Raw genomic sequence first — 11,945 nt, forward strand, 5'->3', positions numbered from 1 at the left:
CCGCCATGGCTGAGCTGATCCAGGACGCGGCACACGGCGCCGAGTTGACCGAGCGGGTCCTCGACGTGGTCCGCCAAGACCCGACCCGCCCGATGTTCGACTACCCGAGCGTGTCGTGGGTGGACGGGGCGCCCACCCCGATGGCGCCGGACGTGCTGGCATCCCTGCGTTTCCCGTCCGGCCGCCCGCTGACCCCCAGCCTGCGCGCCTGGCTCGCGTTCGACACCACCCTGTTCGCGCGGCACCACTGGTTCACCGACACCGGCGCCCTGGCCCCACGCCCCCTCGACGCCATCGTCACCGCGGAACTGGGCCAACCGTGGGGCGAGTGCTACGCCCCGATCGCCCTCCCGGAGTGCTTCCTACTCCCCGGCGGCTCCGACTCCCGCCGCGTCCTGGTCGTCACCGAACCCGACTCGGCCGGGGAGTACCCGATCGTGGCAATCGACGTCGACGACATGCCCTTCGTCGGAATCATGTTCCCCGGCTTCGACGTCTACGTCGCCGAGGCCGCAGGCCTGCTCACCTTCGACTTCGACACCTACACCGCCATCGAGAACAACCCCGTCTACCGCCCCCGCGTCCGCCACCACACCCACCTCTTCGCAGGCGAAACCTACGCCGAATACCCGTTCTAACGCAGCGAGTCGTTTGGCCACCGGGTCATGAACGCGCCGAGCGCGTTGTCAATCCGCTTGCCCATCTCGTCCGGCTCATGCCCAGGTCCGTAGTGCTCACTCAACGCATCGATGAAGGTTTCCTCCACGGTCTCCCAGTCTTCGACCGTCGGCGTGGTACTGGCTCGGAGGGTCGCCAAAAGTGCTGGATCGCGGTGCTGCAGCACCGCGACAAAGACGGCGCGGTGCGGCTCAGGCATCTCGTCGATGACGCTCATGGGCTTCTCCATCCCGCGCTGTTGCGTGCCCACGCCGTGACCACTTGGCCTGCCTTGTTCAAGTTGACGGTGGCATTCTGGCCGACGTATCGGTAGGTGCCACCGTACTTGTCGGGAATGTAGCGGGGCGGCTTGGTCGGGTTGGCTACGGCGTCGACCACCGCCTCGTCGTTGACGCCGTGGCCATCGCGTGACTGGATCTGTTGTTCACCGTGCTCGGTGCGGCCGGTGATCTCTTTCGGAGCCTCGAACGAGGGTTCCCCACCACCCGACCCACCGCCGTTGTCCGGCTGCACGGGTTCGACGTGATCATCGCCGCCCGCCTGGATCGCCAACGCGGCCATCGATGCGGTGGTGATGCCGATACCGGTCGCCATACCCGCCGCGGACACCGCGTTGACCGGTATGCCGACCACCGCGCCGACACCGGTGGCGTCGAGCAGCAGGCCGCCTCCCTCGCCCACCGCGCTGATCGCCGTCAGGCCCATCCCGGCGGCTGCGGTGAACACCTCGCCGGGATGGTGGACGATGGCGTTGCCGAACGAGGCGACACCGTTGACCACGTGGGCGCTGACGTCCTTGATGCCGTGCCAGACATCACCGGCCACGTCCTCGATGTCCGACCCCAACTCCGAGAGCCAACTGGGTTTGGGCGGGGCCTTCTCACGCACCCTGTCCACGATGTCGGCAGCGGTGTTACCGGCTTCGGCGAGTTGTTGCCGAGCATGACCCAGCATCTCGCGGGCTGTCTGTCGTCGCGCTTCGCCGGGATCGACGAACGGGACGTCAGACAGCACGGAGCCGGTGGCAGCGGCCTGCGACTGGGCTTGCCGCACCGCCCGGTCGTGGTCGGCCCGTGCCTGGTTGGTTGCGGCTTGGCCTTGGTCCCACTCGCGGATGGCCTCGGCCGCTTGGCCCTGCGCCCAGATCAGCGTGGCGACGTAGTGGTCCACCGCCGTGGCGGCCGAGTGGAAGCAATCACCGGCTTCCGTCCACTTGCCCGGCTGACCTTCGAACGCCTGTCGGAAACCATCCGCAGCCGGACCGCTCCACCCATCCGCGGTGTCGATGCGCGCCAAACCGGCACCAGCCTCGCCCAGCATGTCCCCATAGGACATGAGCAGGTCCACCGACAAGGTGAGAGAATCCGGGTTGCCCGGGATGAGCACAGCCGGATCGTTTGTCTGACCCAGTTCGGTCATCAATTCCCCGCTGGATCCGGACCAGGAGAATCGAACACTCCCGCGGTGGCGTGTTCGACCTCGACATACGCGGCGACACTGGCCCGCAGGCGATCAGCCACCGCCCGACCGTCCTCTGCCAGGTTGCCCACACCCCGATCCCACCGATCGCAGAACTCCGCCACCGACTCGGCCAAACGCTCGTGACCCGCGACCGATGTGTCGACCTTGATGCCACCCACCCTGTTGTTGGCCACGTCGTACAACACGCCGTCAATCCCCTGGGACGCGCTCGTCAATGCGCCGAGGTCAACTCGGAACCCGGTCACCATCACCTCTCGACATCCGCGCCGGACAAAGGCCGCGCCTCGAACCGCGACACGTACCTTGTACTGCAACGGGCGTCACACACCCCCCGGAAACGGCACCACGCCACCCGATAAGCGGATCGGGAACCTGTCAAATGGGACCAAATCGCCAACCGTGTCCAGCGATACCCTCGACTTGACCGCGCTGTCGATACACCCCGCGCGTCTCCGCCTTCATCGACGGCGACCGTCACGCCCGCATCGGCACCCGGTGGTGCACCGCTCCATCCCACGTTGCTCGATGCGGCACCAATGTGTTCGCATCGGGCGGCGGAGGTCTGGTCCGCAGGTCCTTGGTCCAGTCATTGATCCAGCGACGGTCGTCGGTCTCGAGTCCGGTGACGTTGCGGCGCGCGGGTGGCAACTCGCCGCACCAGTGCTCCACTGGGTACTGCTGGTCGGGGGACAGCGTCCGGGTCTCGACCGAATGCGGTTCGAGCCCATCTCGTCGTCGGTGATCAGGTGCCGCCGAGGCACGTCCGAGAGTCTCCAGTCGATCGCCGACAAACCGCGACCGCCACGTCGACACGGGTATTCCGCGAGCCCCCTGATATCCATGGCGACCTCGCCCATCGGTCACCCAGCTCCGCCGGTCGCGGCGTCGGGTTCAGCATCGCCACGCCTGCAACCGCCAACGACTCGGCACGTCAGAACGCCACTCGCCGCCCCACGCCCATAGCCCGAAGTTATCCACAGACCTTGCGTGACCCCACCGATTTTGCTTCAGCACCGGTAGACTGCCCTCGGGGACGCCCCCCGGGAAGGGTGGGGGCCGGGCTGCGCCCGGTGGGGTGGCGGTAAGAGGCGGTGGTTGGGGGTGGTCGACCGGGCTCCCCGCCGCAGCTGTCGGGGCGGCGAGCGCCGGAGGGCGGGGCCAGACTTTGCCAGGACCCTATGGGCGGGGCGGTAAGGGGTTACAGGGCTCCCGGCGGGACGACCTCCACCTCAGCCTCGATCGCCGCCACCACCGGCTCAACCGGACGTCGGCGGAGTCGAGGAACGACGGCGACGCAGACCAGCACCGCCGCGCAGCCGTAGGCCACCGCCATGGTCAGGCTCATCGACAGTGGGCTGGTTCCGCTCAACGACACCAGCGGCGCCACGATGGGGCCGACCGCGAACGAAGACGTTCCCAGCAGGGCCGCCGCTGTGCCCGCTCGTTCGCCGTGGTCGGCCAGGGCGAGGGCGGAGCCGTTGGACTGGGTTCCGCCGCCCACCAGCATTTGCAGGGCCAACGCGATCAGCAGGACTACCAGTCCGGCGTGGAACAGCACCGACACGCACATCGCCACGGCGGCTGACGCGGTGATCACTGTGCCGACCGTGTACATCCGGGCAGGCCCGACCCGGCGGACCACGACGCGGTTGATTTGGGCGCCGACCACCGACATCACGGCGTTCGCGGCGAAGCAGACGCTGAACCACTGGGGGGACAGGCCGAAGCTGTCCTGCAGGACGAAGCTGATCGACGCGAGGTAGGTGAAGAAGGCGACCCCGCCGAACGCGCCGACGACGAGGAAGCTCAGGAACAGCCGGTCGCGCAGGACCGCCCGGAACTGGCCCGTGCCGCCGCCGCTGGTGTGTCGGGCTGATGGGGGCAGGCTTTCCGGCAGCGATGTCATCGCGAGCACGAACAGTCCGGCGCCGATGGCGGCGAGGACGGCGAAGATGCCGCGCCAGCCGATCACGGCGGCCAACTGGCCGCCGACGACCGGGGCCACGATCGGGGCGAGCGCCCCGACCGTGGTCAGCATCGCCAGCAGCCGGACCAGTTCCACGCCCTCGGCCAGGTCGCGGGCCACCGCGAGGCAGATCACGATCCCGGCCGAACCGGACAGGCCCTGGAAGAACCGGGCCGCCAGCAACAGTTCGACCGACGGTGTGACCGCGCAGACCAGGGAGAGCACGGCGAACATGCCCACCCCGATCAGCAGCGGCGTGCGCCGCCCGTACCGGTCGCTGAGCGGCCCCACCACCAGTTGACCCAGCGCCAAGCCGAGCATGCAGGCCGACATGGTCGCCTGGGCCAAGCTCTGGCTGGTGCCGAGATCGGTCGCCAGCCGGGGCAGCGCGGGCATGTACAGGTCCATCGAGATCGGGCCGAACATCTCCAGCAGGCCCAGGACGATGGCGACCCGGCGCAGGCTCACGTGTCCGGCAGGATCCGCCGCAGCCACGACAACCGGGTGGCTTCGGCGGACCTGGACACCTCGGCGTCGGGGGAGAAGCCCGCGAAACCGTGGTAGCCGCCCGCCCAGACGTGCAGTTCGGCCTGGCCGCCGGTGGCCCAGATGCGCAGCGCGTACTCGGTCGCCTCGTCCCGGAAGATCTCCGCGGCGCCGACGTCGATGAACGCGGGTGGCAGGTTGGACAGGTCGGTCATCCTGGCCGGGACCTGGTACGGGCCGACCTGGTCGGTGCCGCGCGACTCGCCGAGGATGGCGTCCCAGGCGCAGTCGTTGTTGTTGCGGTCCCAGGCGCCGCGCAGGTCGTACTGGCGGGTGGACACCGAGGTGTTGCGGTCGTCGAGCATCGGGCACATCAGCATCTGCCCGGCGATGTGCGGGCCGCCGCGGTCGCGGGCCAGCAGCGACACACCGGCGGACAGGCCGCCGCCCGCGCTCGCCCCGGTGACGATGATCTTCGTCGGGTCCAGGCCGAGCTCGGCGGCGTGCTCGGACATCCACACCAGACCGGCGTAGCAGTCCTCGACGGCGGCGGGCGCCGGGTGCTCCGGGGCCAGTCGGTACTCCACCGACACGCCGACCGCGTTGTACCGCAGCACGTCGCCGACCAGCCCGGCGATGCCGAAGTACCGGTTGCCCAGCACCATCCCGCCGCCGTGGATGCAGTAGAAGCCGGGGGCGTCCACCAGGTCCACGTCGCGCGGCTTGACGATGGTCAGGATGATCTCCGGGGCGCCCTCGGGGCCCGGCACGGTGCGGTCCTCGACGGTGACCGGCAGGTCGCCGATCATCACCTCGACCGGCGGGATGATGGTGGCGAAGTGGTCCCGGTTGACCAGGATGGTGTCCTTGCGCAGCGGGATCCGCTCGACCATGTCCAGGAACCCGGCGAGCCCGGCTTCCAACTGCGGGTCGTAGGGCACCGGCGGGTACTGGCCCGCCACGTAACCCGCGGCGCGGTACGGCTCGGTCATGCGTTCCCCAATCCGAGCACCCGGCGGAACCACGAGGTGCGGGTGGCCAGCGCGGCCTGGCTGATGTGCCACTCCGGCACGTACATGTCGAACCCGTGGAACGCGCCGCTCCACACGTGCAGTTCGGCCTGCCCGCCGGTGGCCCAGATGCCCAGGGCGTACTGGGTGTCCTCGTCGCGGAACGGCTCGGCGCTGCCCACCTCGATGAACGCGGGCGGCAGGTTGGCCAGGTCCTTGGCCCGGGTGGGCGCGGCGTAGATGGAGACATCGTCGGTGCCGACCTTGTCGCCGAGCAGCGACCGCCAGCCCGCCAGGTTCGCCTCGCGGGTCCAGGTGCCGATGCCCGCGTACTGGTGGCTGCCGACCGTCGTGTTCGTGTCGTCGATCATCGGGCACAGCAGCAACTGCCCGGCCAGGGCGGGGCCGCCGCGGTCGCGGGCCAGCAGCGCGACCCCGGCGGACAGGCCGCCACCGGCGCTGCCGCCCATGACCACGATCCGGCTCGGGTCCACGTTGAGCTCGGCGGCGTGCTCGGACATCCACACCAGACCGGCGTAGCAGTCCTCGACCGGCGCCGGGTCCGGGTGCTCCGGGGCGAGCCGGTACTCGACGTTGACCGCGACCACGCCCAGCTCCAGCACCAGGGCCAGCAGCCGACCGACGTCCATGTTGCGGTGGCCGACCATCATGCCGCCGCCGTGGATGTTGTACAGGCCGGGCACCGGCGCGGTCAGGCCGCGCGGGGAGATGATCGTGATCTCCAGGTCCGGCGCGCCCGCGGGACCGGGGATGCTGCGCTCGACCACGTCGACCGGCGCGTCGCCGACCTGCACGGACGCGGGCGGGAACATCGCGGCCATCGCCTGCCGGGCACCGGGGATGGTCTCGGGGGTGAACGGCGGCGCGTCCTTGGGCACCAGGTACTCGAGCGCGGGCTCGATCTCCGGGTCGAACGGCACGGGAGTGGGACGGGACACTGCGGACTCCTCGCTGGTGGGAACGGACATCACGGCCCCTCGGGGTTCACGATGCCCCGGTCGACCCAGAACGGCTCGACCAGCGCGCGCAACTCCTCGGCGCCGACCCGCTCGACCAGGTCGACGGCGGCGAGGTTGTCCTCGAGCTGGGTCAGCCGGGTCGCGCCGAACAGGGTGGTGACGTTGGCCGGGTGGGTGAGGGTGAAGGCGACGGCGAGCCGCGCCGGGCTGGTGCCGAGCTTCGCGGCGACCTCAGCGACGCCTGCGGCGGCGGCCCGGACGGCCTCGCGCACGCCGCCGGGGTCACGGCCGAGCTCGCGGGTCTCGCCGCTGCTCCCGGCCAGGATGCCGCCCTCCAGCACGTCGGAGGACTGCATGCTGAACCCGTCGGCGAACAGCGCGGCGAACGGCTCGCCGTCCGGGATGGACCGGCGGCCGACGCTGTACTTGAGCTGGGCCAGTTGCGGGCCGGGCACACCACGCTCGGCGGCGATCTCGCGCATCCGCCGGATGTTGGCGGCCGACCAGTTGTTGACCCCGTAGGCCCGGATGCGGCCCGCAGCGGTGAGGTTGGCCAGGTCCTCGACCAGGTCTTCGAGCACGACGTCGTCGGTGCGGATGTCACCGAGGACGACCAGGTCGGCGACCTCGAAGCCGCCGCGCAGGAAGGCGTTCTCCAGTTGCGGGCCGAACCCGTGCTCGCCGAAGCCCTCCAGCCACAGCTTCGCCGAGACCAGGTACTCCTCGCGCGGGATGCCCGACGCGCGCATCACCGCGCCCCAGATGACGTCGGTGAACACCGGCGTCATGCCGGGGATGCTGTAGACCCCGACGTCGAACAGGTTGACCCCGGCGGCCACCGCCGTGCGGATCATGGTGACCGCGTCGGCGAAGTCCATCCGGTCGTAGGTGTGCCAGGAGCCGAGCGAGAGCAGCGAGACGTCCAGGTCGGACGTGCCGACCCGGCGGCGGGGCAGGGGGGACACGGGGCCTCCTACAGGGGGATCAGGCGAGACGGGGGTCGATGACGGCCTTGACCTCGTCCAGGCGGTGCATCGCGGCGATCCGCTCGGAGGCGCCGGACAGGCCGACCGGGGTGCCGAACAGGTCGTCCCAGGGCATCCGGGTGCCGAAGGCGCGGAAGAACTCGATCGCCTGGTGGTAGTCGGAGATGTCGCCGTTGAGCGAGCCGGAGATGGTCAGCTCCTTGCCCATCACCATGCCCAGCGGCAGCGGGGCGCCGACCGGGCCGGTGGAGCCGACGATGACGACCTGGCCGCGCTGGGCGGCCATGGCGACCGCCTCGGGGCCGACCGACGGCGCGCCGGCGAAGTCGAGCACCAGGTCGGCGCCGCGGCCGCCGGTGAGCTCCTGGACCCGCTCGATGATCCCCTCGGAGCCCGCCGCGATGTCCACGGTGGCGTCCGCGCCGAACTCGCCTGCCAGGGTCAGCCGGGACTCCGGCGCCCCGACGGTGATCACCTTGGCCGCGCCGGAGATGTGCGCGACGGCGGTGGCGAAGATGCCCAGCGCGCCGGAGCCCTGCACCACGACCTGCTTGCCGGTGAGTCCACCGACGTAGGAGAACGCGCGCAGCACGGTCTTGGCCGCGCAGCCCGCCATCGCGGCCCAGGTGCTCGGTACCTCTTCGGCCAGCAGCAGCTTCGCCGCGCGGGGCACCACATAGGCGTACTCGCACAGGCCCGCGGTGGCGTACGGGGGAACGTCGGAGCGCTGCAGGAAGCCGTAGCCGCGCTTGGAACAGGCCACCGGCTCGCGCAGCACGACGCAGCCGTAGCACTCGCCGCAGGTCGACTCCGACCAGCCGATGCGGGCGCCGACCTGGATGTCGCGGCCCAGCGCGTCCTTGGTGCCCGCGCCGACGGCGACGACCTCGCCGACCATCTCGTGGCCGAGCACCATCGGCAGCATGCCCGGGAAGCTCATCTTCCCGGACCAGATCTCCACGTCGGTGCCGCACAGGGTGGCGGTCGAGACGTGCACCAGCGCGGCACCGGGCTCGATCTCGGTGGGCAGCGGGAGTTCGGTCAGGTCCAGCGGCTGCCCGTGCTCGGTGAGCACCGCCGCGCGGGTGGAGGTCGGGACGGTCATCGGGGTCCTTCCGTGGCGAGCGGTGATGCGGATCTCATTAGTCTACGACTGTTGATTTTCATCTGGACGGCGGACCGACCACAGTGGACTGGAGTGGGCCGGGCCAACCGGGTGCCGCGGGCGGGTCATCGGATGATTCTCCGCCCGACCCCGGGGTTCTGGCGAGATCGGGTGGTTCGACAGATGTCGAACCACCGCGACCCCGGTATCACAATCGGATAACCAAACCAGACCTCAGACCAGCAGTTGTCCGCCGTCGACGGGGAGGCTGACGCCGGTGATGTGCGTGGCCTGGTCGCTCGCCAGGAACACCACGGCGGCGGCCACCTGCTCGACCGGGGCCAACTGCCGCAACGGGATGCGGCTCGTCCAGGCTTCACGAGCGGGTGAACCTTCCGGCATGCCCATCGCCAGCATCGGCGTCAGCACCGGGCCGGGGGCCACCGCGTTGACCCGGATGCCGTGCTCGGCGAGTTCGATGGCCGACCACCTGGTCAGCGCGTCCACGGCGGCCTTGCTGCTCTCGTAGGCGCCCATGCCCGGGGTGGGCTGGCGGCCGCCGATGGAGGACAGGTTCACCACGACACCGCGGGTGCCCTGGTCGACCATCCGGCGGGTGACCTGCTGGGTCATCAGGAAGGTGCCGTTCACGTTGGTCTGCAGGATGCGCAGCATGTCCGCGGCGGGCAGGTCGAGCAGCCTGCCGTGCACGGTGAGCAGGCCCGCGTTGTTGACGAGCACATCGACCTGGCCGATGTCGTCAAGGGCCTGGTTGATCGAGCTCTCATCGGTGATGTCCAGCGTCAGCCCGCGCACGCCGAGCGCGGCGGCCGCGTCCTGTGCGCCTTGGACGTCCGTGAGGACAACGGTGTCACCCAGTTCGGTGAACGCGGTGGCGATCGCGCGGCCAATGCCGCCTGCGCCCCCGGTCACCACAACGGTGCGGGCAGAGGTCATCGTCGGTTCCTCTCGACGGCCCGGGAATCGGGTCAGTATACAAGCGTAGAAAATAAACCCCGGTCGCCACAAGGGGAACACCCCGGTCGAGGTGGTGCGTGGCCGGGGGCGCACTCGGCGGGGACTGGTCGGCCCACGGCGTGGTCGATGAGGGTCGCTCGGTTCCACACCTGGAGACTTGAGCAAGGAGAAGACACGGTCCGGACACGGATCGGACTCGAACCGCCGCGGGGGATCGCGTTGTCGGCCAAGGCGCGACACAGTCCCGGCGCAAGGTCGCCATGCCGCTACGGTGCTCTGCCATGGCGTACCCCACGGAGCCGGGCCCCGACCCGCCGGATGATCTTCGGTGGATCGCGGACCGGACCCATGTGACGTATTGCACGCCGCGATGTGAGCGGCGCGCTGTACCGGTCCAGGCGGTCCTGACCACTACCCTCCGCGGTTATCGGTCATCCCGCTCCCGTTCCCGGGTTAGCCCGAAAGTGGCTACCCGCGCAGGATTTTCCGACCGACAGCCGGGTGGATGGTCAGTAACTTCCGGGGAAACTGCTGGTCAGTCCCCCGTTGATTTTTTTGCCGACGAACGTAGACTATCCCGCACCACGGTGAGCCAGGTCTCACCTCTTGATCTAGATGCTCAGGCGAGGACCAGCCCGCGACAGCGGTGCGTGACCCCCACCGGCAGTCCATCACCAGAGAGAAGAAGGACTCGATGACGAGGACACGGACATCGGCACTGGTCGCGATAGCCGCAGTGGCTACCGCGCTCGCCGGATGCACCAGCGCAGGCGACAGCAGCAGCGGCGGCAGCGGAGGCTCCTCCGGCGGCAGCGACATCACCGACCTCAAGGCAGGCGTGTTCCTGGACGTGACGTCCTGGGACCCGGCCAACGCCGACATCGGCTTCGACGGCCCGTACCTGTCCGCGGTCTACGACCCGCTGGTGTCGCTGGACAACTCCGCCAAGCCCGCCCCGGCGCTGGCGAAGTCCTGGGACTGGTCCACCGACCGGCTCACCCTGACCTTCCACCTGCGTGACGACGTCACCTTCGACGACGGCACCAAGTTCGACTCGGCCGCCGCCGTGGCGAACCTGGAGCACCTGAAGTCCGGGGTCCGCTCCAGCCAGGCTTACCTGAACGTGTCGAGCTTCGCCGCCAAGGACGCCACCACCGTCGAGGCGCACCTGTCCAAGCGGGACGACGCGCTGCTGTACTTCATGGGCCTCGGCCGCAGTTGGATGGCCTCGCCCAAGGCGATCACCGCGAACTCGCTGGCCGACGGCCCGGCCGGTTCCGGCCCGTACACCTACGACAAGGGTGCCTCGCAGCCGCAGGGCCAGTACGTGTTCCACAAGAAGGACAAGCACTGGGACTCGGCGACCTACCCGTTCACCAACGTCACGCTGTTCCCGATCACCGACCAGACCGCGAGCTTCAACGCGATGCTGTCCGGTCAGTTGAACATGCAGTTCGGCAACGCGGCGAACAACCAGAAGGCCAAGGACAACAACTGGAACACCGCGTCCAAGGCCGCGTCCTGGGTCGGCGTGCAGTTCGCCGACCGCACCGGCGCGCAGGTCAAGGCGCTCGGTGAGCAGAAGGTCCGCCAGGCCATCGCGCTGGCCTTCGACGCAGCGGGCATCCTCAAGGCGGTCGGCAACGGCTCCGGCACCGCGACCACCCAGTTGTGGCCGGTGGACAGCCCGGTGTACGACGCGTCGCAGAACGACAAGTACAAGACCGACATGGCCAAGGCCAAGCAGTTGCTCGCCGACGCGGGCTACGCGAACGGCTTCTCGGTGAAGATGCCGATGTCGCCGATCTTCCAGGCCTGGCAGCCCGCCGCGAACCAGACCTTCGGCGACCTGGGCGTCAAGGTCGAGTGGGTCGACATGGCCATGCCCGACTACCAGAAGAACGCGCCGACCTACCCGATGTTCCTCGCCGTCATCGCGATGGACAGCGACGACATGGCGACGCTGACCGACCAGGTCACCTCGAAGCAGTGGTACAACCCGAACCCGGCCGTGGACGCCTTCCCCGAGGTCAAGGCCCTCGTCGACCAGGTGCAGAACGCCGAGCCGGGCCAGGCGCAGACCGACCTGCTCAAGCAGCTCAACGCGAAGCTGGTCGACCTCGCCTGGTGGGACGTCTGGTACCAGGCCGACAACACCTACTTCAGTGTCAAGGGCATCAAGGTCACGCCCATCACCGGCATGATGTTCCCGACGTTGAAGTTCATCCAGCGCGGCTGACGCGCCCGGTGCTCCGGTGGGTCCGTCCGTCCACA

At 69.4% G+C, this 11,945-nt stretch carries 11 protein-coding genes; 2 read left to right on the forward strand and 9 right to left on the reverse strand.

Features of this window, described 5'->3' with window-relative positions:
- Nucleotides 1-5 precede the first annotated feature (5 nt).
- Entirely contained in the window at nucleotides 6-638 is a 633-nt protein-coding gene (locus tag H504_RS0129055) for a hypothetical protein (RefSeq protein WP_051386369.1), read from the forward strand.
- On the opposite strand, the gene H504_RS0129060 is transcribed toward H504_RS0129055, so the two are convergent.
- From H504_RS0129060 to H504_RS0129100, 9 genes are all read right to left on the reverse strand, one after another.
- A complete protein-coding gene (locus H504_RS0129060; RefSeq protein WP_026425656.1) occupies nucleotides 635-895 on the reverse strand; it encodes a hypothetical protein in 261 nt (86 codons plus the stop codon). The genes H504_RS0129055 and H504_RS0129060 overlap by 4 nt on opposite strands.
- The gene (locus H504_RS37605; RefSeq protein ID WP_051386370.1) at nucleotides 892-2,097 is read right to left on the reverse strand and encodes a putative T7SS-secreted protein; all 1,206 of its coding nucleotides are present in this window, start codon (nucleotides 2,095-2,097) and stop codon (nucleotides 892-894) included. Before H504_RS37605 ends, H504_RS0129060 begins: the two co-directional genes overlap by 4 nt.
- Nucleotides 2,097-2,405, reverse strand: coding sequence for a hypothetical protein (locus tag H504_RS37610; RefSeq protein WP_157440701.1), 309 nt, complete (start codon nucleotides 2,403-2,405; stop codon nucleotides 2,097-2,099). The genes H504_RS37605 and H504_RS37610 overlap by 1 nt, the downstream gene beginning before the upstream one ends.
- 953 nt (nucleotides 2,406-3,358) lie before the next feature.
- Nucleotides 3,359-4,621 (reverse strand): multidrug effflux MFS transporter, encoded by a 1,263-nt coding sequence (locus tag H504_RS0129075; protein WP_245614497.1) that lies wholly within the window; start codon nucleotides 4,619-4,621, stop codon nucleotides 3,359-3,361.
- On the reverse strand, nucleotides 4,591-5,604 hold the full coding sequence (locus tag H504_RS0129080; RefSeq protein ID WP_026425658.1) for an alpha/beta hydrolase: 1,014 nt from the start codon (nucleotides 5,602-5,604) through the stop codon (nucleotides 4,591-4,593). The genes H504_RS0129075 and H504_RS0129080 overlap by 31 nt, the downstream gene beginning before the upstream one ends.
- Complete coding sequence (locus H504_RS0129085; protein ID WP_051386372.1) at nucleotides 5,601-6,611, reverse strand: alpha/beta hydrolase; 1,011 nt, start codon at nucleotides 6,609-6,611, stop codon at nucleotides 5,601-5,603. The genes H504_RS0129080 and H504_RS0129085 overlap by 4 nt, the downstream gene beginning before the upstream one ends.
- Nucleotides 6,611-7,567, reverse strand: coding sequence for an aldo/keto reductase (locus H504_RS0129090; protein ID WP_026425660.1), 957 nt, complete (start codon nucleotides 7,565-7,567; stop codon nucleotides 6,611-6,613). The genes H504_RS0129085 and H504_RS0129090 overlap by 1 nt, the downstream gene beginning before the upstream one ends.
- Nucleotides 7,568-7,586: 19 nt before the next feature.
- Nucleotides 7,587-8,693 carry a zinc-binding dehydrogenase gene (locus H504_RS0129095; protein WP_026425661.1) on the reverse strand — a complete coding sequence of 369 codons (1,107 nt, stop codon included), beginning with the start codon at nucleotides 8,691-8,693 and terminating at the stop codon, nucleotides 7,587-7,589.
- Between the two features lie 234 nt (nucleotides 8,694-8,927).
- Nucleotides 8,928-9,650 carry an SDR family NAD(P)-dependent oxidoreductase gene (locus H504_RS0129100; protein ID WP_026425662.1) on the reverse strand — a complete coding sequence of 241 codons (723 nt, stop codon included), beginning with the start codon at nucleotides 9,648-9,650 and terminating at the stop codon, nucleotides 8,928-8,930.
- Between the two features lie 715 nt (nucleotides 9,651-10,365).
- Here H504_RS0129100 and H504_RS0129105 point away from each other — a divergent pair.
- A complete protein-coding gene (locus tag H504_RS0129105; protein ID WP_026425663.1) occupies nucleotides 10,366-11,910 on the forward strand; it encodes an ABC transporter substrate-binding protein in 1,545 nt (514 codons plus the stop codon).
- Nucleotides 11,911-11,945 lie beyond the last annotated feature (35 nt).

Source organism: Actinokineospora inagensis DSM 44258, from assembly GCF_000482865.1.
GTDB lineage: Bacteria > Actinomycetota > Actinomycetes > Mycobacteriales > Pseudonocardiaceae > Actinokineospora > Actinokineospora inagensis.

Coding starts and splice junctions, on each gene's coding strand:
- H504_RS0129055 (WP_051386369.1), top strand. CDS start 6: ATGGCTGAGCTGATCCAGGACGCGGCACACGGCGCCGAGTTGACCGAG.
- H504_RS0129060 (WP_026425656.1), bottom strand. CDS start 895: ATGAGCGTCATCGACGAGATGCCTGAGCCGCACCGCGCCGTCTTTGTC.
- H504_RS37605 (WP_051386370.1), bottom strand. CDS start 2,097: ATGACCGAACTGGGTCAGACAAACGATCCGGCTGTGCTCATCCCGGGC.
- H504_RS0129080 (WP_026425658.1), bottom strand. CDS start 5,604: ATGACCGAGCCGTACCGCGCCGCGGGTTACGTGGCGGGCCAGTACCCG.
- H504_RS0129085 (WP_051386372.1), bottom strand. CDS start 6,611: ATGTCCGTTCCCACCAGCGAGGAGTCCGCAGTGTCCCGTCCCACTCCC.
- H504_RS0129095 (WP_026425661.1), bottom strand. CDS start 8,693: ATGACCGTCCCGACCTCCACCCGCGCGGCGGTGCTCACCGAGCACGGG.
- H504_RS0129100 (WP_026425662.1), bottom strand. CDS start 9,650: ATGACCTCTGCCCGCACCGTTGTGGTGACCGGGGGCGCAGGCGGCATT.
- H504_RS0129105 (WP_026425663.1), top strand. CDS start 10,366: ATGACGAGGACACGGACATCGGCACTGGTCGCGATAGCCGCAGTGGCT.